This window comes from Pseudonocardia parietis (assembly GCF_017876315.1).
GTDB lineage: Bacteria > Actinomycetota > Actinomycetes > Mycobacteriales > Pseudonocardiaceae > Pseudonocardia > Pseudonocardia parietis.
On record NZ_JAGINU010000001.1, the window covers coordinates 4,473,808 to 4,495,412 of the forward strand.

Below are 21,605 nucleotides of genomic sequence, written 5' to 3' on the forward strand. Positions count from 1 at the left end.
GGCTCAGAGCAGCCGGGTGACCTTGTTCAGCCCGTCGTAGCGGACCGGCGAGATCTTCACCCGCGCCCCGGAGTACGGCGCCTCGATCATCTTGCCGTCGCCCAGGTACATGGCGATGTGGTAGGTCCGGCCGTCCTCGGCCCAGGAGAGCATGTCGCCGCGCTGCATGTCGTCGACGTCGACCTGCTCGCCGGCGTTCGCCTGGTTGCCGCTGTAGCGCGGCAGGTCGATGCCGACGCCGGCGAAGGCGAAGAGCATCAGGCCCGAGCAGTCGAACCCGACCTTGCGGTAGTCGCCGTGCTCGTCGGCGACACCGCCGTCGCGGATGCCGCGGCTCGGGCCCCGCGCGTTGCCCCCGCCCCAGGCGTAGATGGTGCCGATCTGGGCGGTCGCCCGGTCGATCACCGTCTCGATCGCGGACGAGCCCGACCGGCGCGCCGGGGCCCCGTCCGAGGGAGCCGCCTCCTGCGCGACACGGGCCCTGGCCTCGTCGCGGGCCCGCTGCTCGGCCGCGGCCCGCGCCCGCTCCTGCTCGGCCTGCCAGGCGAGGTAGCGCTGGCGCTGGGCGCGCAGGCCCGCGTCGGAGTTCGCCGCGGCGTCGAGCCGGGCCTCCACGTCGGCGCGCTCGGCCCGGACGGCGTCGAGCCTGCCCTGCTGCTCGTCGGCGGCGGCCGCGGCGGACACCAGGGCCTGGTCGGCGGCCGCGGAGGCCTGCTCGGCGGCGTCGCGGCGCCGGTCGGCCTCCTCCTGCGCGGCGCGGGCGAGCGAGTCGGCGTTGGCCTGCGCGATCCGGGCCTGCTGCAGCTGTTCCAGCACCGCGCCCTGGTCCTCGCTCAGCGCGTCGGTCAGCCGGGCCCGGTCCATCAGGTCCTGCGGGTCGGTGGCCCGCGACAGCAGTCCGAGCGGGCCGAGATCGAGCCCGTGGGTGTAGACGTCGCCGACGAAGGCGTCGATCCGGGTGCGGGCGTCGTCGACGGCCTTGCCCGCCTGTTCGGTGGCCAGTCGCGCCTCGAACGCGCGGGCCGCGGCCGACTCGGCCTCGCGGCCCGCGGCGTCCGCGGTGTCGCGGGCCTCGAGGGCCTGCTCGTTGCGGGCGGCGACCTGGATCTGCAGCTGCTCGGCCTGCGCGTCCAGCTCGGCCAGCCGGGCGGTGAGCCGCCCGACCTCCGCCGCCCGGTCCTGCACGGTCTGCCGGCTCTGGTCGAGCTCGTCGTCGCCGGGGTTCGGAGGCGGGGGCGGTGCCGGCTGGGCCGGCCAGGTCGGCTGCGCCGGTTGGGCCGGTTGGGCCGGTGCGGTGGTGGCGGCGGCCGGCAGCACCGAGGCGGCGCCCACGGCCGGCGTGGCGAGCAGCACGGCGGCGAGCACCGCCAGCACGCCGACCGCCGTCGGCATCCGCCTGCGCGTCACTCGTCGTCCTCCCGGGAGCGGTGTCCGCCCGCGGCCCACGGGCCGCCGGGCGCGATCGCCGCGCAGCCTCCCACTCACGCCACGCGAGCACCGCGCGACACACCGGACACAGAGCCCACGTCCGCCGCACGAGCGACGCGACCACCGCCACACCCACCTCGCGCGACTTATAGGACGCGCGTACTATTTGAGCTACGAGGGTCCGCGCTGCCGCCGGCGAGGCGGTGCGCGAGACTCCGGGAGACGCCGGTGAGCCCGCACGGCGGGCGCTCACCGAAACCGGACTCAGACACGCCCACCACCACGGGGAGGACCATCAAGTGGCCAGCACCGACAGCTTCGGCGCCAGAGGACAGCTCGACGTCGGGGGCACGGGTTACGAGATCTTCCGGCTCTCCGCGGTGGAGGGCTCGCAGCGCCTGCCGTTCAGCCTGAAGGTCCTGCTCGAGAACCTGCTCCGCACCGAGGACGGCGCCAACGTCACGGCGGACCACGTCAACGCCCTGGCGAACTGGGACCCGAAGGCCGAGCCGGAGACCGAGATCCAGTTCACCCCGGCGCGGGTGATCATGCAGGACTTCACCGGTGTCCCGTGCGTGGTGGACCTGGCGACGATGCGCGAGGCCGTCACCGAGATGGGCGGCGAGCCCTCGAAGGTCAACCCGCTCGCGCCCGCCGAGCTGGTCATCGACCACTCGGTGATGATCGACTTCTTCGGGACCGCCGACGCCTTCGAGAAGAACATCGAGTTCGAGTACGGCCGCAACAAGGAGCGTTACCAGTTCCTGCGCTGGGGCCAGGGTGCCTTCGACGAGTTCAAGGTCGTCCCGCCCGGCACCGGCATCGTGCACCAGGTCAACATCGAGAACCTGGCCCGCGTCGTGATGCCCCGGGGCGGGCAGGCGTACCCCGACACCCTGGTCGGCACCGACTCGCACACCACCATGGTCAACGGCCTGGGTGTGCTGGGCTGGGGCGTCGGCGGCATCGAGGCCGAGGCCGCGATGCTCGGCCAGCCGGTCTCGATGCTCATCCCGCAGGTCCTGGGCTTCAAGCTGTCCGGCGAGATCCCGACCGGCGTGACCGCCACCGACGTGGTGCTGACGATCACCGAGATGCTGCGCCGCAAGGGCGTCGTCGGCAAGTTCGTCGAGTTCTACGGCGAGGGCGTCGGCGCGGTGCCGCTGGCCAACCGCGCCACGATCGGCAACATGAGCCCGGAGTTCGGCTCCACCGCGGCGATCTTCCCGATCGACGACGAGACCGTCCGCTACCTGAAGCTGACCGGCCGCTCCGCCGAGCAGATCGCGCTGGTCGAGGCCTACGCCAAGGAGCAGGGCCTCTGGCACGACCCGGCCCGCGAGCCGGTCTTCTCCGAGACCCTGGAGCTGGACCTGTCGACGGTCGTCCCGTCGATCGCCGGCCCGAAGCGCCCGCAGGACCGGATCGCGCTGTCGCAGGCCAAGGAGGCGTTCCGCTCCGCGCTGGGTGACTACGCCCAGCACAGCGAGTCGTCGGTGGACGAGGCCGGGGAGGAGAGCTTCCCGGCCAGCGACCCGGCCGCACCCGTCCACGACGGCAACGGCGGCGGCGCGCCGCGGGCGCCGATCTCGGCCGCGGCCGGCGCAGGCGGGCGGACCAGCAAGCCGACGACGGTCTCGCTGAACGGGGCCGAGATCGAGATCGACCACGGCGCCGTCGTGATCGCCTCGATCACCTCGTGCACGAACACCTCGAACCCGTCGGTGATGCTCGGCGCCGCCCTGCTCGCGAAGAACGCGGTCGACAAGGGCCTGACCGTCAAGCCGTGGGTGAAGACCTCCATGGCGCCCGGTTCGCAGGTCGTCACCGACTACTACGAGAAGGCCGGACTCTGGCCCTACCTCGACAAGCTCGGCTACAACCTGGTCGGCTACGGCTGCACCACCTGCATCGGCAACTCCGGCCCGCTGCCGGAGGAGATCTCGCAGGCGGTCAACGAGGCCGACCTCGCCGTGGCGTCGGTGCTGTCGGGCAACCGGAACTTCGAGGGCCGGATCAACCCGGACGTCAAGATGAACTACCTGGCGTCCCCGCCGCTGGTCATCGCCTACGCGCTGGCCGGGACGATGGACTTCGACTTCGAGACCCAGCCCCTGGGCCGCGACACCGCCGGGAACGACGTCTTCCTGCGCGACATCTGGCCCTCCACCGAGGACATCAACGACGTCGTCGACTCGTCGATCACCTCGGAGATGTTCACCAAGAGCTACTCCGACGTGTTCCGCGGCGACGACCGCTGGCGCGCGCTGCCCACCCCGGAGGGCCAGACCTTCGAGTGGGACCAGCAGTCCACCTACGTCCGCAAGCCCCCGTACTTCGAGGGCATGTCGCGGACCCCGGACCCGGTGACCGACATCTCCGGCGCCCGGGTGCTCGCGCTGCTCGGCGACTCGGTCACCACCGACCACATCTCGCCGGCCGGTGCGATCAAGCCGGGGACCCCGGCCGCCCAGTACCTCGACGAGAACGGCATCGACAAGAAGGACTTCAACTCCTTCGGCTCGCGGCGCGGCAACCACGAGGTGATGATCCGCGGCACGTTCGCGAACATCCGGCTGCGCAACCTGCTGCTCGACGCGATCGTCGACGGCGGGGTCGCCGGTGGGTACACCCGCGACTTCACCGCCGAGGGCGCACCGCAGGCGTTCATCTACGACGCCGCGCAGAACTACGCCGCACAGGGCACCCCGCTGGTCGTGCTGGGCGGCAAGGAGTACGGCTCCGGGTCGTCGCGTGACTGGGCGGCGAAGGGCACCGCGCTGCTCGGCGTCAAGGCCGTCATCGTGGAGTCCTTCGAGCGGATCCACCGGTCGAACCTGATCGGCATGGGCGTGGTCCCGCTGCAGTTCCCCGAGGGCGAGTCGGCGTCGAGCCTCGGGCTCGACGGCACCGAGACCTTCGACATCGCCGGCATCACCGAGCTGAACGACGGGAAGACCCCGAAGTCGGTGAAGGTGACCGCCACCAAGGAGTCGGGCGAGACCGTGGAGTTCGATGCCAAGGTGCGCATCGACACCCCCGGTGAGGCGGACTACTACCGCAACGGCGGCATCCTGCAGTACGTCCTGCGGGGCATGCTGGCGAGCTGACGCACGCTCACCACCACACGGAGCCCGTCGCCCTCCCGGGGGCGGCGGGCTCCGTCGCGTGTCGGGCCCGTGACCGGCCCTGCGAGGGGCACGTGCGAGCTGTTCGATCGTGCGATCGGAGCACTGGTGTGCCTCTCGCATCGTCGGCGCGTACCACGCGCACCACACGCACCACGCGCACTGCCCGCGCCGCCCGCACCGCGCGGGCTCCGCGCGCACCGCGGGGCTCCGCTCAGACGGGGGCGCCGAGCTCGCGGGAGATGCGGTGGGCGGCGTCGGCGGCGCCGCGGCCGTGGGTGTCGAACACGTCGGCGGTCATCCGCACGGTGGGGCCGGAGACCGAGAGTGCCCCGACCGGCCGGCCGTCGGCGCCGATGATCGCGGCGCCGACCGCGGCGATGCCCTCGCTGAGCCCCTCCGGGTTCACCGACCAGCCCCGCGCCCGGACCTCGGCGAGGCGCGAGCGCAGCGCGTCCGGGTCGGTGACCGTCGACGACGTGCGCGGCGGCAGCGGCCCGCCGGCGAGGTAGGCGTCGACGACGGCGTCGGTGCTCGCCGCGAGGTAGGCCTGACCGGTCGCCGAGGCGTTGAGCGGGATCCGGTGCCCCAGCGGCAGGAACGCCCGCAGGCTGTGCGCGGTGTCGAGCCGCTCGACCAGTACCAGCTCGCGGCCGTCCGGCGCGGCCAGGTGGATCGTCTCCCCCGTCGCCAGCTGCAGCTCGTGCAGCACCGGCAGCGCCCGCACGCGCAGCTCGTCGGCGTCGCGGGCCTGGTTGCCGACGGCGAACGCGCGGTAGGTCAGCCGCCAGCGCGACGCGTCGTCGGCACCGCACCAGCCGACCTCGGCCAGTGTCAGCAGGGTCCGCTGCACGGTGCTCTTCGGCAGCCCGACGGCCCGGGCGAGTTCGGAGAGCCCGACCGGCTGCCGCTCCCCCACCGCCTCCAGCACGCGGATCGCCGAGACCACGCTGTTCGTCGCCGCCATCTACTTGACCTCTCCCGAACGGGCGATCTACGGTCCTCCCGCAACCGGTCCATTGTGTGAACCACTGTGCCACGTGATGGACCGATACGACAAGGCGCATACCGATGGGGGTACGCACGTGGCGGTCCAGATCATCGCGTTGGTGGTGTTCGCGGCGGTGTTCGTGATCGCCGAGGTGCGGCGCTCGCACATCGGCATCGTGATGTTCGCCGCCGCCACCGGGATGGGACTGCTCGTCGCCGGTCTCGCGCTCGACGACATCGTCTCGGGCTTCCCGATCGACATCCTGATCCTGCTCGTCGGCGTCACCTTCTTCTTCGGCATCGCCAAGTCCAACGGCACCATCGGGCGGCTGGTCGACCGGGCGCTGCGACTCGTCGGGGGCAACACCGCCGCGCTGCCGCTGACGTTCTTCGTCCTCACCGGTGTCGTCTCCGCGATGGGCTCCCCGCTGGGCGGCCTGGTGATGGCCCCGATCGGGATGTCGGTCGCGCACCGGCGCGGGATCGACCCGATGCTCATGGCGCTGGCGATCGGGACCGGGCTGTCCGCGGGCGGGTTCGCGCCGACGTCGCTGTTCGGGATCGTCACCTGGGGCACCGCGAGCTCGGCCGGGATCGCGCTGAACCCGCTCACCCTGTTCGCCATCGCGATCGTCGCGAACCTGATCCTGCTCGCCGTCTCCTACCTGCTGTTCGGTGCCCGCAGCCGCACCCGGACGACGGTGCCGGCCGGCGGGGCAGGCGGCGGGACGGCCGGCGGGCCGGTTCCGGACGACGACGGGCCGGTCGAGCGCGAGCCCTTCCGCGGCGTCCAGCTGATCACCGTGATCGCGATGCTCGGCCTGGTCGCGGCGGTGATCGTGCTCGCCGTGCTCGGCAACGAGCCCGACGTCGGCGTGCTCGCCTTCGCCTTCGGTGCCGCGCTGACGCTGATCGACCCGGAGAACGGCCGCGGCGCGCTGAAGGAGATCGACTGGTCGACGGTGCTGCTGGTCGGCGGGATCATCACCTACGTCGGCGTGCTGCAGGAGGTCGGCGCCGTCGACCTGCTCGGCGACCTCGCCGCGAGCCTGACCGTGCCGGTGCTCGCCGCCCTGGTGATCTGCGCGGTCTGCGGGCTGGTGTCGGCGTTCGCCTCCACGACCGGCATCCTCGCCGCCCTGGTCCCGCTCGCGATCCCGCTGATCGCGCAGGGCGGCCTGCCGGGGTGGGCGCTGATCTGCGCGCTCGGCGTGTGCTCGTCCGTCGTGGACGTCTCGCCGTTCTCGACGGTGGGTGCGACCCTGGTCGCGACCACCGTCGACCCCGACGAGCGGCCGCGGATGACCGCGCTGCTGACCCGCTGGGGCATGTCCATGGTCGTGATCGGCCCGCTCGCACTGGTCGGTGCGCTCGTGCTGCCCGCGATGGTCATCCAGTAACGAGTCCGTAGGAGTTCGACGTTGTTCCTCACCTCGCTCACGTCCGCGCACGACCTCGACCGCGCGGTCGTCGTCGGTGACGACGCACTGTCCCGGGCCGAGCTCGTCGACCGGGCCGGGCGCTTCGCCGCCGGCATCCCCGGCGACGGCCCGGTCGCGGTGCACGCCACGCCGTCGCTCGACACGGTCGTCGCGATCACCGGCGCCATCCTCGCCGGCGTGCCCGTGGTGCCGGTGCCACCCGACTCCGGCCCGGCCGAGCGCGGGCACGTGCTGCGCGACTCGGGCGCGACCGCGTGGGCCGGGGACCGCCCCGAGGGCGTCGACCTGCCCCTGGTGGTCCCGGGACGGGCGCCGGTCGCGCCGCGCGAGATCGACCCGGAGCGCACCGCGATGCTGCTCTACACCTCCGGCACGACCGGTGCCCCGAAGGGCGCCCAGCTGTCCGGGCGGGCGATCGCGGCCGGCCTGGACGGCCTGTTCGAGGTCTGGGACTGGACGCCCGACGACACCGTCGCGCACGGCCTGCCGCTGTTCCACGTGCACGGCCTGATCCTCGGGGTGCTCGGCTCGCTGCGGCTCGGGTCGCGCGTGGTGCACACGATCAAGCCGCAGCCCGCCCGGTACGCGGCGGCCGAGGCGAGCATGTACTTCGGCGTCCCGACCGTCTGGAACCGGATCGTCGAGGACCCGGAGTCGGCACGGGCGCTCGGCAAGGCCCGGCTGCTGGTCTCGGGCAGCGCGCCGCTGCCGGCGTCGCTGTTCGAGCGGATCGCCGGGCTGACCGGCCAGGCGCCGGTCGAGCGCTACGGCATGACCGAGACCATGATCACGCTGAGCGCGCGGGCGGCCGGAGAACGCCGCGCGGGCTGGGTCGGGCTGCCCGTCCCGGGCGCCGAGACCCGGCTGCTGCCCGCCGAGGACGGCGCCGGCGCGGACGCCCGTGTCCCCGACGACGGCGAGACCGTCGGCAAGCTCCAGGTGCGCGGGTCGATGTTGTTCGGCGGCTACCTCAACCGGCCCGACGCGAACGACGAGTGCTGGGCGGGCGACGGCTGGTTCCGCACCGGCGACCTGGCCGTGCGCGACGCGGACGGGTTCCACCGGATCGTCGGCCGCGAGTCCACCGACCTGATCAAGTCCGGTGGGTACCGGATCGGGTCGGGCGAGATCGAGGCGGTGCTGCTGGACCACCCGTCGGTCGCCGAGGTCGCCGTCGTCGGGCTGCCGGACCCGGACCTGGGGCAGAAGATCGTCGCGTTCGTCGTGGGCGACGGCGGCGACGGCCAGGTCCTCATCGACCACGTCGCCTCCCAGCTGTCCTGGCACAAGCGGCCGCGCGAGGTGCGCTTCGTGGACGCGCTGCCCCGCAACCCGATGGGGAAGGTGCAGAAGAAACTGCTGCTCGGAACCTGATCGGGGGCTCGACGGGGCGCTAGGTTGCGCATCATGCCCGGTGCGCACTCGCCCTCGGAGGACCACGGCCACGACCGCGGGGTGGCGGTGAACCCCGTGTTCACGGCGGAACCCGTCGTCATCCCGCGCTTCGCCCTGCCCGACGGCGGCCTCGACCCGCAGGTCGCCTACCAGGTCGTCCACGACGAGCTGATGCTCGACGGCAACGCCCGGCTCAACCTGGCCACGTTCGTCACCACCTGGGCGGAACCGCAGGCCGAACGGCTGATGGCCGAGTCGATCGACAAGAACATGATCGACAAGGACGAGTACCCGCGCACCGCCGACCTCGAGCAGCGGTGCGTGCGGATGCTCGCCGATCTCTGGCACGCGCCGGACCCCGGCCGGGCGATCGGCTGCTCGACGACCGGCTCGTCGGAGGCGTGCATGCTCGGCGGCCTGGCGCTCAAACGGCGCTGGCAGCACCGCCGCCGGGCCGCCGGTCTCGACGCCTCACGGCCGAACATCGTCATGGGGATCGACGTCCAGATCTGCTGGGACAAGTTCGCCAACTACTTCGACGTCGAGCCGCGGCTGGTCCCGATGGACGGCGACCGGCTGCACCTGGGCGTCGAGGAGGCGCTCGCGCGCTGCGACGAGAACACCATCGGCGTCGTCGCGATCCTCGGGTCCACCTTCGACGGCAGCTACGAGCCGGTCGAGCAGCTGTGCGCGGCGCTGGACGACCTGCAGTCGAGGACCGGGCTCGACGTGCCGGTGCACGTCGACGGTGCGTCCGGGGCCATGGTCGCCCCGTTCTGCGACCCGGACCTGGTGTGGGACTTCCGGCTCGAGCGGGTCGCGTCGATCAACACCTCCGGGCACAAGTACGGGCTGGTGCACCCGGGCGTCGGGTGGGCGGTGTGGCGCGACCTCGACACGCTGCCCGAGGACCTGGTGTTCCGGGTGAACTACCTCGGCGGGGACATGCCGACCTTCGCGCTGAACTTCTCCCGGCCCGGCGGTCAGGTGATCGCGCAGTACTACCAGTTCCTGCGCCTGGGCCGCGAGGGCTACGCCCGCGTGCAGGGCACCTGCCGCGACGTCGCGACCACCCTCGCGGGCCGGATCGCCGACACCGGTGCGTTCCGGCTGCTCACCGACGGGTCGCAGCTACCGGTGTTCGCGTTCACCGTCGCCGACGGCGAGCCGTTCTCGGTGTTCGACGTGTCCGCCGCGCTGCGCGAGAGCGGCTGGCTGGTGCCGGCGTACACGTTCCCGGCGAACCGGACCGACCTGTCCGCGCTGCGGATCGTCGTGCGCAACGGGTTCGGCCACGACCTCGCCGGGCTGCTGCTCGACGACCTGCAGCGCGCCCTGGACCGGCTGCGCAGCCAGGCCGCGCCGGTTCGCGGGCCGGAGGCGGCCGGGTTCGCGCACGGAACACGCTCGCCGTCGTCGTGAGCCGCTGATAATCTCTCGGCGCGCCCCCGATGGGCCCAGCCGGAAGGAGCTCTCCCCCGCCGACGCCACGCGTCGGCATTCCCGCACGGGCCCGCGGGCGCACTCCTTCTCGTCCACGCGTCATGGCGGTCCCGTTCCTGCACGTACTTCCAGGAGACCACCATGACCTGCACGTTCAACCACACCATCGTCGCCGCCCGGGACCGCACGGTGTCGGCGGCGTTCTTCCGCCACGTCTTCGAGGCCGCCGAGGCCCCGTCCTGGGGCCCGTTCACCAACGTGTCCCTCGACGGCGGCGTGCTGATCCAGTTCGCCGACCTGCCGGAGGACGCGTTCCCGGAGATCCAGAACCAGCACTACGCGTTCCGGGTCGACGACGACCTGTTCGACCGGGCCCACGCCCGGCTGGTCGCCGACGGCGTCGAGCACTGGGCCGACCCGCAGCAGCAGCGCCCGGGCGAGATCAACCACGGGCACGGCGGGCGCGGGGTGTACTTCCGCGACCCCGCCGGGCACTTCCTGGAGATGCTCACCGGCTCCTACGTGTGAGCATCCCGCTCTGACTGGCGCGGCGAAATCCGCTGGCCGCGGGCCGGACGGGCGATTACCCTGCTCGACCATGCCCGGTTGACGTACTCTCCCGCCCCCGGCCCGCACACTGGTGCGCCTGTTGCTGCTGCGGCAGGTGCTGCACCACGCGGTGCCGCTGTTCTCGCTCTACGCGCTGCTCTTCGACACCGCCGGACTGAGCCTGGCCGAGATCTCCGCGCTGTTCGTGATCTGGTCCGTCGCCGGGATGGCCCTCGAGGTGCCCTCCGGTGTGCTCGCCGACCGCTGGTCGCGGCGCGGGGCGCTGGTGGCCGACGGCCTGCTCACCGGTGCCGGGTTCGCGGTGTGGCTGCTCGCGCCCGGGTTCACCGGCTTCGCCGCCGGGTTCGTGCTCTGGTCCGCGGGCGGGGCGCTCGCCTCCGGCGCGCTGGAGGCCCTGACCTACGACGGGCTGGCCGCGCACGGCGCCGCGGCGCAGTACCCGCGCGTGCTGGCAGCGCTGGAGACGGCCGCCCAGCTGGCCCAGGTCCCGGCGGCCGCCGCGGCGACGCTGCTGCTCGTCGGCCCGGACGCCGCGGCGGGGCCGCAGGCCTACGCGGTGGTCGGCTGGGTGAGCGTGGCGGTGTGCGGCGCGTCGGCCGCGGTCTCGCTCGCGGTGCCGCACCGGTTCCCGCCCGCCGCCCCCGGTTCCGGCCCGGGTTCCGGCCCCGGTGGCTCCGACGGCAGCGACGGCGGTGGCGACGGCGGTGGCGACGGCGGTGGCGACGGCGGTGGCGACGGCGGCGAAACCGGCGGCGACGGCGTGGCCGCGGGGCTGCGGATCGCCTGGCGCACCCGCGGGCTGCGGATGCCGCTGCTCGCCGTCGCGGCGGTCGGCGGGATCGACGCGGCCGAGGAGTACTTCCCGCTGCAGGCCGCGGCGTCGGGGGTGCCGGTCGCGCTGGTCCCGGTGGCGCTGCTGGCGGTCCCGCTGGCCGGGGCGGTCGGGTCCGCGGCGGGCGGGTGGCTGGCCGGGCGCCCCGTGCTGGCCGCGCCGGCGCTGCTCGGCTCCGCGGCAGGCCTGGCGCTGTCCGGGGTGGCGACGCCGGTCGGCCCGCTGGCGCTGCTGGGGTGCTGGGGCCTGTTCCAGGCGGTGAAGGTGGTGACCGGGGCCCGGCTGCAGGCCGCGATCACCGGTCCGGCCCGGGCGACGGTCACCTCGGTCGCCGGGCTGGGCGTCGAGGTGTGCGGCATCGCGGTGTTCGCCGTGTGGGCACTCGGCGGTCCGGTCGCGGCCGCCGTGCTGTGCGCGGCCGGGGCGCTGCCGCTGCTGCCCGCCCGGAGGATCAGGCAGCCGGGTGCCCGGGGTCGACCCACGGCACGTGCTCGGGATCGGTGACGCCGTCGATGTCCAGGTTCACCACGATCGGCTCCTGCCCGGAGCGGGTCAGCACGCACTCGAGGGGCTCGTCGTCGAGCGCGTTGATCTCCTGGTGCGGCACGTACGGCGGCACGAAGATGAACCCGCCCGGCCCGGCCTCCGCGGTGAACTCCAGGTTCTCGCCCCAGCGCATCCGGGCCCGGCCGCGGACCACGTAGATCACGCTCTCCAGCTCGCCGTGGTGGTGCGCGCCGGTCCGGGCGCCCGGGTGGATGGTGACCGTGCCGGCCCACAGTTTCTGCGAGCCGACCCGGTCGTGGGTGACCGCGGCGGCCCGGTGCATGCCCGGGGTCTGCGCGGTGTTCGTGTCGAGGGCGTCCCCGGGGACGACGCGGACGCCGTCGTGGCGCCAGTCGGTGGCCATCCGCCGATCCTGTCAGGCCGGCCGGGTGGCACGGAACCGGAACGAGCGCTGCCCCAGCTCGGTGCCCGGCTCGGCCAGCCCGGCCGCGGACAACCGGCCCGGCAGCCCGGCCGGGTCCACGACCGTCATCGTGTCGCCGATGTGGATCAGCCGGAAGCGCAGCGAGAGCCGCGTGTCGATCCCGGCGAACGTCCCGCCCGGGCGCAGCACCCGGGCGGCCTCGGTGAACAGCCGGTCCTGCTCGGCGGGCGTCGGGACGTGGTGCAGCATCGTGAAGCAGACGACGGTGTCGAAGCTGCCGTCCGGGAACGGCAGGGCGGCACCGTCGCCGTGGCGGACGTCGACGCCCAGCTCACGGCCCAGCCCGTCGCGCAGGTCGGCCGCCATCGCCGGGTCGACCTCGAGCGCGGTGAGCGCGCCGGCCCGTGGGGCCAGCCAGCGGGTGGTGACGCCGTAGCCGGGCCCGATCTCGAGAACCTCCCCGGCCAGGTCGACGTCGCCGGTGGCCCACGGCAGCGTCGTCCCGTGCATCCGGTCGGCCCAGGAGTCGGAACGGCAGATCCGCCGGTGCAACGCGTTCATCGCCATGGCGCGACGGTAGCGGGGTGTTCAGATCATCAGCGATATTCCGACGACCGCGGCGAGCCCGCCCACGCCCAGCACCAGGGAGAACCCGGCGTTGGTCCACCGCCCGGCGGCCCCGGTGCCACGGTCGGACTCCCAGGAGCGTCGGCGGGCGACGGCCAGCCCGAGCCCGGCGCCTGCCAGCAGGCATCCCAGCATCCAGAACGGCACCCAGGCCCAGCTCACCGCGCCGGACGTCCACGCGATGACCAGGAAGAACAGCCCGGTGCCCGCACCCGAGAGGACGTCGGTCCGGCGGACCGGCCGGGGCCTGCGGCCCCAGCCACCGCGGGCCGCACCGAGCATGGTGGCCCCGCCCAGCAGCGGGAAGACGACCGCGATCAGCACGGTGACCAGGCCTCGGACGTCGGTGCCGTCGTCGGAGGAGGCGGTGAACGGTGACGGGACGCCCAGGAGCTCGGCGGCGATCCGGTCCACCCCGGCCGTGGAGTTTCCCAGCACGATCGCGGTACGACCGGTGGCGGGATCGGACAGCACCGACGACGACACGCCGCCGGATCCGCCGTTCTTCCAGATCAGCATGTGCCCGCCGACCTCGACGGTGTACCAGCCGTAGCCGATCCGGCCGAACTCCGACGGGTGACGCAGCTGTGCGGCGGCGGCGACCGGGGAGCCCGGCTGCTCCAGCGCGGCCGTGTACCGGACCAGGTCGGTCGCGGTGGACCAGACCCCGGTGCCCGCGGGCGCGTCGCCCTCGCTGATCCACGGTGCGACGGCGTTGCCGGACTCGTCGTGCCCCACCGCCGCCCCGGCCGGTGGTGCCGCCGGCATCCCGGTCGCGGACATGGCGAGCGGATCGGTCACGTACTGCGCCACCAGCTCCGGGTACGGCGTACCGGTGCGGGTGGCGAGCAGCTGCCCGAGCAGCGAGTTGGCCAGGTTGGAGTACAGCGGCTCGCCGCGGTCCCCCAGCGGGGTGCCCGCGGCGATGTCGAGCACCTCCTGCGGCGTGTGCGCGGCGACGGGCAGCCCGAAGTAGAGGTTGCCGAGCCCGGTGACGAGCTCACCGACACCGCCCGGCTCGCGGGGCAGCCCGGACAGGTGCGCGGCGAGCTCGCCCAGCGTCACGTCCCCGACCTCGCCCCACTCACGGTCCGGCACGACGTCGCGGACCCGGTCGGTGCCGCGGACGACACCGTCGCGCTCGAGCCCGGCGAGCACGGCACCGGTCATGGTCTTGGTGACCGACCCGATCTCGAACGGCGTGTCCCGGGTGACCGGCGTGCCCCGGCCGTCGTGCCCGATCCCGGCGTAGGTGGCGTCGCCGTCCTCGACGAGCGCGGCGACCAGGCCGTACTGCCCGGGCCCCGCCGCCGACCGCAGCCGCTGGGCCAGCTCGGGGTCACCGGTGCTCTGCGGCCCTGGCGTGGACGGTGCCGGGGCGAGCACCCAGCCGAGCAGGCCGGCCAGCACCACCCCGGCCAGCACGGCGACGAGCACCCGGCGGCCGGGTCCGGCAGGCGTGTACGAGGGCTCGGTGGCGACCATGCCCCTACGTTATTCCGTAATTACGTCAATTTGCAAACTCGGACGACGGTCAGCGACTCACCCGGCGGTCAGCAGGCTGAGCGCGAAGCGGTGGTCCGGGTCGATCCAGCGCCGGGTCGGCTCGAACCCGGCCGCGGCCACGAACTCGTCGACCACCTCCGTGCGGAACTTCGCCGAGATCTCGGTGACGATCTCGTCCCCGGCCAGGAAGGACACGTCGAGATCCAGACCGGCCACCCGGACGTGCATGTCCCGGGTGGCGCGCAACCGCATCTCGATCCAGGAGTTCGCGGCGTCCCACAGCGCGACGTGGTCGAAGGCGTCGACGTCGAAGTCGGCCCCGAGCTCGCGGTTGAGCACCCACAGCACGTTGCGGTTGAACTCGGCGGTGACACCGGCGGCGTCGTCGTAGGCGGGGACCATCACGTCCGGGTCGGTGACCAGGCCGGTCCCGAGCAGCAGCTGCTCCCCCGGCTCCAGCACGCTGCGCACGTGGCACAGGAACGCGTGCCGCGCCGCGGGGAGCAGGTTGCCGATCGTCCCGCCGAGGAAGGCGATCATCCGCTTGCCGCCGGGCTCGGCACCGGGCAGCCGGTGCAGGTCCTTCGTGAAGTCCCCGACCACGCCGTGCAGCGCCAGCGCCGGGTAGTCGCGGTGCAGCTCGTCCATCGCACCGCGCAGCGCGGCCTCGCTGACGTCCTGCGGGACGTAGCGGTGCAGCGTGCCCGCCGCGCCGAACGCATCGAGCAGCAGCCGGGTCTTGGTCGACGAGCCGGATCCCAGCTCGACCACGGTGTCCGCGCCCGAGGAACGCGCGATGTCGTCGACGGAGTCGGTGAGCAGGGCCCGCTCGGTGCGGAACGGGTAGTACTCGGGCAGCTCGGTGATCTTCTCGAACAGCGCGGAACCGCGGGCGTCGTAGAACCACTTCGGCGGTAGCTCCTTGGGGCGTGCCCGCAGGCCGTGGAGCACGTCCGCGCGCAGGGCGGCGTCGGCGTCGGCGTCGGTGAGATGGACGTCCAGCTGGATGGTGCCGGGTGTGGACACACTGCTCCTCACGTCGGTCTCCCCCGCCCGGGGTCATGGCCCGGGCAGCGGGTGGAGGTCGTGGTGGCCCGGGCGGGCCACCACCAGATGCCGGTCGGGCACCCGGGTCCAGTCGGGGAACGCATGGGTGGGTTCGGAGGCGACGGTGACGGCGCCGTCCTGCGTGCGGACGGCGAGCGCGTGCCGCCAGGTCGTGGCCCAGATCGTCGTGCCGTCGCTCAGCAGCAGGTTCAGCCGGGATCCGGGGGCGTCGCGCTCGACCGTGCGGCAGAGGTCGGCGAGCACCGCGGCCGGGTCCTGTCCCGCGCCCAGCCGGGCCCGGACCAGGGCCCACAGCACCGCCGAGTCGGTCGGCGCGTCGAGGGTGAGCAGGTCCTCGACCGGCAGCGCGGACGCCTGCTCCGCCAGCGACCCGGGCCATCCCCGCACGACGCCGTTGTGGCTGAACAGCCACCGGCCGTCGGTGAACGGGGCGGCCGCCGTCTCCACCACCGGCATGCCGACGGTGGCCGAGCGGACGGCCGCCAGCATCGCGCCGGACGAGGTCCCGCCGGCCAGCACGGCGAACGACGGATCCGCCCAGAGCGGCTGCGCCGACCGGACGCGCACGGGAGCACCACACGGCTCGTCGGCGGGCCACCAGCCGGCCCCGTAGCCGTCGGCGTTGATCGTGCCGCCGCCACGCATGTCGGCCGGCGCGTAGGACTGCGCCAGCAGCCCGTGCTCAGGTTCGAGGAGCACCGAGGCCAGCGTGCGGGACGGGCCGAGGTAGGCCAGATGCCTGCACACCGTCAGAGCTCGGCACCGGGGCGGGCGTCGCGCGCCAGTCGGAACCCGGAGAAGATCTGCCGCCGGACCGGGTGGTCCCAGTTCCGGAAGGTCGCCCGGATCGCCGCCGGGTCGGTGCCGAACGACCCGCCGCGCAGCACCGCGTAGTCCCCACCGAAGAAGACCTCCGAGTACTCCGGGTACGGGAACATCCGGAAGCCCGGATACGGGTGCCAGCCGGAGTCGCACCACTCCCACACGTCGCCGAGCAGCTGGTGCACGCCCAGCGCGGAGGCTCCCGCGGGGTAGGCGCCCACCGGTGCGGGCCGCAGATGCCGCTGGCCGAGGTTCGCGTGCTCCGCGCCCGGCTCCGCGTCGCCCCACGGGAAGCGGCGCGAGCGCCCGGTCACCGGGTCGAAGCGGGCCGCCTTCTCCCACTCGGCCTCGGTCGGCAGCCGCCCACCCGCCCAGCGGGCGAAGGCCCGTGCCTCGTGGAAGCTCACGTGCACGACCGGCTCGTCGTGCGGGAGCTTCTCCACGACGCCGAACCGGCGCCGCCACCAGGTGCCGTCGGTGTCGCGGGACCAGAACCGCGGCGCGGTCAGGTCCTCCGCGACCCGGTACGCCCAGCCGGTGTCGGTCCACAGCCGACGGTCGTCGTAGCCGCCCGCCTCGACGAACGCGAGGTAGCGCCCGTTGGTCACGGGATAGGTGTCGATCACGAACGCGGGCACGTCGACGGTGTGTGCCGGCCGCTCGTTGTCCAGCGCCCACGGCTCGGCCGAGGTACCCATCTCGAACGGGCCGCCGGGCACCAGGACCTCGGCGCCGGGGTCGGCGGGCGTCGCGGGCCGGGGCGGCGCGGGGGCGTCGAGCACGGGGCCGCCCGCCCGCAGCTGGTGGGTGGCCAGCATCGTCTCGTCGTGCTGCTGCTCGTGCTGCACGATCATGCCGAAGGCGAAGCCCTCGTGCTCCAGCGGACGGCCGCGCAGCGGGCTGCGGTGCAGCGCGTCGAGCGCCTTGTCCCGCACCTCGCCGACGTAGGTGCGCGCCTCGGACGGCGTGAGCAGCGGCAGCTCCACCCGGGAGGCGCGGGTGTGCTGGAAGGCATCGTAGAGGCCGTCGATCTCGGGGCGCAGCGGCTCGCGGCCGCCGACGTCGCGGACCAGCCACAGCTCCTCCTGGGAGCCGATGTGGGCGAGGTCCCAGACCAGCGGGGACATCAGCGGCGAGTGCTGGGCGACCAGCTCGCCGTCGTCCAGGGCGGTCAGCCGGGTGCTGCGCTCGCGGGAGCGGCCGAGCAGCACGGCCACCCGCTCGCGCATCGCCTCGGGACTCTCGCCCGGCGCGGCCGGGCCGGTGCTGGGCTGCAGGTTCGGCGAAGCGGTCACCGGACACCCTCCTCGATGCGGTGCGGTCTCGGCGTCGTGGCGGGACCGGCGGCCCGGTCCCGCTGTTCGGGTACCTCGCCCAGGTACAGCCCGGGCGGGAAGGGCAACGTGGTCGGGGCGCAGCCCTCCTCCAGCGCGATGCGCTCGTCCGCCGGGCACCGCCCGCGCAGCACCCGGTGCTCGGTCACCTCGCGCAGCCGGGCCAGTACCGGCCCCGGTGCGGTGACCAGCGGGTCCCCGCCCGCGCGCAGCACGTCGTGCGCGAGCGGGAACAGCTGCGCCGCCGCGGCGGCCAGCGCCGGGTCGGCGAGTGCGTCGCGGGCGGCGGGCACCCACGCGTCGCGCACCGGTTCGCAGATCTGACGGACCCGGTCGACGACGGCGGGCGACGAGGTCAGCGCCAGCAGCACCGCGACCGGCAGCACCCAGTCGTCACCGGGCTGGCCGTCGAGGTAACGCACCTCGAGATGGCCGTGCGGGCGGACCGGAGGAAACAGCGTGGAGACGTGGTAGTCGAGGTCCGCGAGCGTCGGTGGCCTGCCGAGGACACCGTCGCCGACCGCCCCGGACGCCCAGTCGGCGAAGGTCACACCCGGCGGCACGGCCCAGGACCCGGCGCCCCGCACGCACAGCAGCGGGGTGTCGACGACCCGGGCGGCCCAGGTCCCGGCGGGGTCCCGGTCCGGCACCGGTGCCGCGGGCGGCGCGGTGCGGGCGGGATCGAGGCTCAGCCAGCAGGCCTGGCGCGACGACTTCCATCCGGTGTGCCTGCCGTGCTGGACCGGCGAGTTCGCGAACGCCGCGACGAGCACGGGGCCGAGCTCGTGCAGCACCGCCCACCGGTCGGCGACCGCGTCGGCGGGACCGGCGTCCAGGCAGACCTGGACGGCGGCGGTGGAGCACATCCCGCTGCGGCCGTGCGGTCCGACCCGGTCGAACATGCCCTCCATGGCGACGTAGCGGGGGAGGTCGAGCACGCGGCGCGCCGGGCGGACCGGGTCGGCGGCACGCTCGTGCGGCCGCAGCCCGTAGCGGGCGAGCAGGTCGTGCAGGTGGGCGGCGTCGGCGGTGACGCCGTCGATCAACGGGCTCAGCCCGGCCGAGGGGGAACTGGAGATCTCGATCTGACCCCCGGGCTCGACGGTGACGACACCGCCTGCGGGGAGCCGCTGCCCGAGCGACGACGGCTCGAGGGCGGGTGGGGTGTGCGCGCCGAGTGCGGCGCGCAGGGTGTCCGGGTCGACCGGCTCACCCGGCCGGTCGGGGTGGTGGAACATCCACTCGATCTCGACACCCACCAGGCTCGGGGGCCCGTGCTTGAAGCAGACCGAGGCGACGTACGCCTCCGCCGCAGCCCGGCTCCGGATCACCCCGTCCCCCTGCGCGGTGCTCGGGTCGTCCGCTCTCACCCCGATGACGCTACCCCGGGCCACCGACACCCGCAGCTCGATCGAACGGCCCCGCGGCCCGGCGCGCCCGGCCCGGCCGGTGTTCCACGGCAAGCCGGACAACCGTACGGAATACTGGGGCCATGCCCCGCGTCAGCACGGACCAGCTCGCCGCCCGCCGGCGGCAGATCCTGGACGGCGCACGCACGTGCTTCGCCGACCACGGCTACGAGGGCGCGACCGTGCGGCGCCTGGAGCAGTACACCGGGCTGTCCCGCGGCGCGATCTTCCACTACTTCCGGGACAAGGAGGCGCTGTTCCTCGCCCTGGCCGAGCAGGACGCGGGCCGGATGGCCGACGTCGTCGCCGAACAGGGCCTGGTCCAGGTGATGCGGGACCTGCTCGACGCCGACGGGGACCGCAGCTGGCTCGGCACCCGCCTCGAGGTGTCCCGGCGGCTGCGCACCGACCCGGAGTTCCGGGCCCGCTGGCAGGAGCACTCCGGCGCGCTCACGGCCGCGACCAGGGCCCGGCTCGAGCGGCAGGCCGCGGCCGGCGCGCTGCGCGACGACGTGCCGGTCCCGGTGCTGGCCCAGTACCTGGAACTGGTGCTGGAGGGCCTGGTCTCGCACCTGGCGATGGGCCTGCCCACCGGCGATCTCGGCGCGGTCCTCGACGTCGTGGAGAACGGGGTCCGGGCCGCCGCCCACACCACCCGCTGATGCACCGGCGGCCGGGCCGGGAGGATGATCGTGCCCATGCCGTTCCCCTTCCACCCGGCCGCGGACGATCCGGTCCCCACGGCCGTCCGCGGGTTCGCCCGGGCGCACGCCGATCTCGTCGAGCTGCGCGAGGACCCGATCCACCTCGTCGCCCGGCACCGGGCACCCGGGCGCCGGACCGGGCTCGTCTCCGGTGGTGGCTCCGGCCACGAACCGCTGCACGCCGGCTTCCTCGGCCGCGGGATGCTCGACGCCGTCGCGCCCGGTCCCGTGTTCACCTCACCGCACAACAAGGCCGTGCTGCACGCCTCGCGGGCCGCCGCCGGGCCCGAGGGCGTGATCCACGTCGTCAAGAACTACACCGGCGACCGGATCAACTTCGGGATCGCCGCCGAACGGCTGCGGATGGAGGGCATCGACGTCCGGCGCGTCCTGGTCGACGACGACCTCGCCACCGACGGCCTCGACACCGCCACCGGCCGGCGCGGGACCGGCGCGACCGTCGTCGTGGAGAAGATCCTCGGCGCCGCCGCCGACACCGGCGCGGGTCTGGAGGAGCTCGCCACGCTGGGCGCCGAGGTGGCGGCCGCGTCGCGCAGCCTCGCCGTGGCGTCGCGCGCGCAGACCTCGGCACGCACCGGGGAGCCGGCGTTCGCCCTGGACGGCGAGCTGGACTACGGCGTGGGCATCCACGGCGAACGGGCCCGTGCATCGATCCCGCGCCCGCCGACCGAGGACCTCGTGGAGCGGATGCTCGACGAGATCCTCGCCGGGCTGCCCGAGGGCGGCGACGACTGCGTGCTGGTCGTCAACGGGATGGGCGGGACGGCCCTGCTGGAGCTCTACGTGCTCGCCGAGCTCGCCTCGGCCGGACTGGCGAGTCGTGGGATCGACCGGGCGGGCCTGCTGGTCGGCACGTTCGTCCCGGCGCTGGACATGGCCGGGTTCTCGCTGACGCTGACCAGGATGCAGCCGTCCTGGAAGGACCACTGGGCCGCGCCCGTCGAGACGGCGGCGTGGGTACGAGGCACCGAGGAGACCCGATGATCGACCAGGACACCGTGCTGGACCGGTTCGCCCGGGCGGTCGAGGACGGCCACGGCGCGCTCACCGACCTCGACCAGCACTCCGGGGACGGCGACTTCGGCGACAACCTGCGCGCCGGGGTACGGCACGCCGTCCGGAGCGCGGAACAGGGCCCGCGGCGCGGGTTCGCCGCGCTCGGCGAGGTCTTCCTCGACGAGGTCGGCGGGACGAGCGGGCCGCTGCTCGGGTTGCTGTTCACCGAGATCGCCCGCGCGCTGGGCACCGCGGGCTCCTCCGGTGACGGCCTCGCGGCCCTCGCCTCGGGCACCCGGGCCGGCCTGACCGCGATCCAGCGGGTCGGCGAGGCCGAGGAGGGCGACCGGACGCTGGTCGACGCGCTCGCACCCGCGGTGACCGCGCTCGGCCGCGACGGCTACGCCGCGGCGGCGACCGCGGCCCGGGAGGGCGCCGAGCGGACCGCGGGCCTCACGGCACGCCACGGGCGCGCGTCGTACCTGGGCGAGCGGGCCAAGGGTGCCCAGGACCCCGGCGCGGTCGGGATCGCACTGCTGTTCTGGGTGATCGCCGGGGTCGCCGAGCCGGACGCGACGCTCCCCTCCCCACTGCCGGGCGCGGCCTGACGCGCCACCGATGGCGTGATCCTGCCCGCGGGACGCCGATGAGGCGGGGCGACCGAGTGATCATGATGTGGTCTCTTCGCGGTACCCGTCCCACCGCGTTCCGCGGAACGCACCCCGTCCCATCCACCGCGTTCCGCGGAACGCGCTCCGTCCGACTCACCGCGTTCCGCGGAACGCTCGCGGGTCCGTCTCGTCGGATCCCGCGGAGCGGTCGCTGCCGGCCTCCGCACCGGCACCCCGACGGGCGCATCCGGTCAGGCATGGTGCGCCCACTCCTCGCTGCCGAAGGCGCGGTGCAGCGCGGTTCCTGCTCCGGGCTGAGCACGCTGGTCAATGGCGGGGTACCGCCCA

The 21,605-nt window shown here is 74.1% G+C and carries 18 protein-coding genes; 9 read left to right on the top strand and 9 right to left on the bottom strand.

Translation table 11 applies throughout. From position 1 onward, the window contains the following. Positions 1–3: 3 nt before the first annotated feature. Positions 4–1,407 (bottom strand): C40 family peptidase, encoded by a 1,404-nt coding sequence (locus JOF36_RS41000; RefSeq protein ID WP_210029959.1) that lies wholly within the window; start codon positions 1,405–1,407, stop codon positions 4–6. Positions 1,408–1,727: 320 nt separating this feature from the next. Here JOF36_RS41000 and JOF36_RS21205 point away from each other — a divergent pair, with 320 nt between their 5' ends. Continuing rightward, on the top strand, positions 1,728–4,538 hold the full coding sequence (locus JOF36_RS21205; RefSeq protein ID WP_210029962.1) for an aconitate hydratase: 2,811 nt from the start codon (positions 1,728–1,730) through the stop codon (positions 4,536–4,538). Between the two features lie 232 nt (positions 4,539–4,770). Here the strand turns inward: JOF36_RS21205 and JOF36_RS21210 are convergent, their stop codons facing one another. Further along, positions 4,771–5,523 carry an IclR family transcriptional regulator gene (locus JOF36_RS21210; RefSeq protein WP_210029964.1) on the bottom strand — a complete coding sequence of 251 codons (753 nt, stop codon included), beginning with the start codon at positions 5,521–5,523 and terminating at the stop codon, positions 4,771–4,773. A gap of 118 nt (positions 5,524–5,641) precedes the next feature. On the opposite strand from JOF36_RS21210, the gene JOF36_RS21215 reads away from it, so the two are divergent. The 5 genes from JOF36_RS21215 to JOF36_RS21235 all read left to right on the top strand — a co-directional run bounded on the left by JOF36_RS21215 (position 5,642) and on the right by JOF36_RS21235 (position 11,732). After that, on the top strand, positions 5,642–6,946 hold the full coding sequence (locus tag JOF36_RS21215) for an ArsB/NhaD family transporter (protein WP_210029966.1): 1,305 nt from the start codon (positions 5,642–5,644) through the stop codon (positions 6,944–6,946). A 21-nt stretch (positions 6,947–6,967) separates the two neighbouring features. After that, the gene (locus JOF36_RS21220) at positions 6,968–8,362 is read left to right on the top strand and encodes an acyl-CoA synthetase (protein ID WP_210029974.1); all 1,395 of its coding nucleotides are present in this window, start codon (positions 6,968–6,970) and stop codon (positions 8,360–8,362) included. A 33-nt stretch (positions 8,363–8,395) separates the two neighbouring features. Continuing rightward, complete coding sequence (gene gad / locus JOF36_RS21225; RefSeq protein ID WP_210029976.1) at positions 8,396–9,805, top strand: glutamate decarboxylase; 1,410 nt, start codon at positions 8,396–8,398, stop codon at positions 9,803–9,805. Positions 9,806–9,967: 162 nt separating this feature from the next. After that, positions 9,968–10,354 (top strand): VOC family protein, encoded by a 387-nt coding sequence (locus tag JOF36_RS21230; RefSeq protein ID WP_210029978.1) that lies wholly within the window; start codon positions 9,968–9,970, stop codon positions 10,352–10,354. A 121-nt stretch (positions 10,355–10,475) separates the two neighbouring features. Further along, complete coding sequence (locus JOF36_RS21235; RefSeq protein WP_210029980.1) at positions 10,476–11,732, top strand: MFS transporter; 1,257 nt, start codon at positions 10,476–10,478, stop codon at positions 11,730–11,732. Here JOF36_RS21235 and JOF36_RS21240 read toward each other — a convergent pair. The 7 genes from JOF36_RS21240 to egtA form a co-directional block, all read right to left on the bottom strand. Next, positions 11,680–12,138, bottom strand: a complete 459-nt coding sequence (locus tag JOF36_RS21240; protein ID WP_210029990.1) for a cupin domain-containing protein — start codon at positions 12,136–12,138, stop codon at positions 11,680–11,682. The two genes, JOF36_RS21235 and JOF36_RS21240, sit on opposite strands and share 53 nt — an antisense overlap. Positions 12,139–12,150: 12 nt before the next feature. Beyond that, entirely contained in the window at positions 12,151–12,726 is a 576-nt protein-coding gene (locus JOF36_RS21245) for a class I SAM-dependent methyltransferase (RefSeq protein WP_210029992.1), read from the bottom strand. Positions 12,727–12,747: 21 nt separating this feature from the next. Further along, positions 12,748–14,271 carry a serine hydrolase domain-containing protein gene (locus tag JOF36_RS21250; protein ID WP_210030001.1) on the bottom strand — a complete coding sequence of 508 codons (1,524 nt, stop codon included), beginning with the start codon at positions 14,269–14,271 and terminating at the stop codon, positions 12,748–12,750. Between the two features lie 57 nt (positions 14,272–14,328). Continuing rightward, entirely contained in the window at positions 14,329–15,330 is a 1,002-nt protein-coding gene (egtD, locus tag JOF36_RS21255) for an L-histidine N(alpha)-methyltransferase (protein WP_372447397.1), read from the bottom strand. 21 nt (positions 15,331–15,351) lie between these two features. Beyond that, positions 15,352–16,107, bottom strand: a complete 756-nt coding sequence (egtC, locus tag JOF36_RS21260; protein ID WP_210030003.1) for an ergothioneine biosynthesis protein EgtC — start codon at positions 16,105–16,107, stop codon at positions 15,352–15,354. A gap of 2 nt (positions 16,108–16,109) precedes the next feature. Then, positions 16,110–17,411, bottom strand: coding sequence for an ergothioneine biosynthesis protein EgtB (egtB, locus tag JOF36_RS21265; protein ID WP_210036032.1), 1,302 nt, complete (start codon positions 17,409–17,411; stop codon positions 16,110–16,112). 62 nt (positions 17,412–17,473) lie between these two features. Continuing rightward, positions 17,474–18,886 (bottom strand): ergothioneine biosynthesis glutamate--cysteine ligase EgtA, encoded by a 1,413-nt coding sequence (gene egtA / locus JOF36_RS21270; protein ID WP_307862504.1) that lies wholly within the window; start codon positions 18,884–18,886, stop codon positions 17,474–17,476. Positions 18,887–19,008: 122 nt separating this feature from the next. On the opposite strand from egtA, the gene JOF36_RS21275 reads away from it, so the two are divergent. The 3 genes from JOF36_RS21275 to JOF36_RS21285 are packed head-to-tail and all read left to right on the top strand — an operon-like array spanning position 19,009 to position 21,254. After that, complete coding sequence (locus JOF36_RS21275; protein WP_210030005.1) at positions 19,009–19,587, top strand: TetR/AcrR family transcriptional regulator; 579 nt, start codon at positions 19,009–19,011, stop codon at positions 19,585–19,587. Between the two features lie 36 nt (positions 19,588–19,623). Next, positions 19,624–20,634, top strand: coding sequence for a dihydroxyacetone kinase subunit DhaK (locus tag JOF36_RS21280; RefSeq protein ID WP_210030007.1), 1,011 nt, complete (start codon positions 19,624–19,626; stop codon positions 20,632–20,634). Continuing rightward, positions 20,631–21,254: a DAK2 domain-containing protein gene (locus tag JOF36_RS21285; protein ID WP_210030015.1), complete on the top strand. Its 624-nt coding sequence runs from the start codon at positions 20,631–20,633 to the stop codon at positions 21,252–21,254. Before JOF36_RS21280 ends, JOF36_RS21285 begins: the two co-directional genes overlap by 4 nt. Positions 21,255–21,605 lie beyond the last annotated feature (351 nt).

What these genes read in the sequence shown, in the direction of transcription:
- JOF36_RS21210 (WP_210029964.1), bottom strand. Translation starts at nt 5,523, where the DNA reads ATGGCGGCGACGAACAGCGTGGTCTCGGCGATCCGCGTGCTGGAGGCG.
- gad (WP_210029976.1), top strand. Translation starts at nt 8,396, where the DNA reads ATGCCCGGTGCGCACTCGCCCTCGGAGGACCACGGCCACGACCGCGGG.
- JOF36_RS21230 (WP_210029978.1), top strand. Translation starts at nt 9,968, where the DNA reads ATGACCTGCACGTTCAACCACACCATCGTCGCCGCCCGGGACCGCACG.
- JOF36_RS21240 (WP_210029990.1), bottom strand. Translation starts at nt 12,138, where the DNA reads ATGGCCACCGACTGGCGCCACGACGGCGTCCGCGTCGTCCCCGGGGAC.
- JOF36_RS21245 (WP_210029992.1), bottom strand. Translation starts at nt 12,726, where the DNA reads ATGGCGATGAACGCGTTGCACCGGCGGATCTGCCGTTCCGACTCCTGG.
- JOF36_RS21250 (WP_210030001.1), bottom strand. Translation starts at nt 14,271, where the DNA reads ATGGTCGCCACCGAGCCCTCGTACACGCCTGCCGGACCCGGCCGCCGG.
- egtB (WP_210036032.1), bottom strand. Translation starts at nt 17,411, where the DNA reads ATGCGCGAGCGGGTGGCCGTGCTGCTCGGCCGCTCCCGCGAGCGCAGC.
- JOF36_RS21275 (WP_210030005.1), top strand. Translation starts at nt 19,009, where the DNA reads ATGCCCCGCGTCAGCACGGACCAGCTCGCCGCCCGCCGGCGGCAGATC.
- JOF36_RS21280 (WP_210030007.1), top strand. Translation starts at nt 19,624, where the DNA reads ATGCCGTTCCCCTTCCACCCGGCCGCGGACGATCCGGTCCCCACGGCC.
- JOF36_RS21285 (WP_210030015.1), top strand. Translation starts at nt 20,631, where the DNA reads ATGATCGACCAGGACACCGTGCTGGACCGGTTCGCCCGGGCGGTCGAG.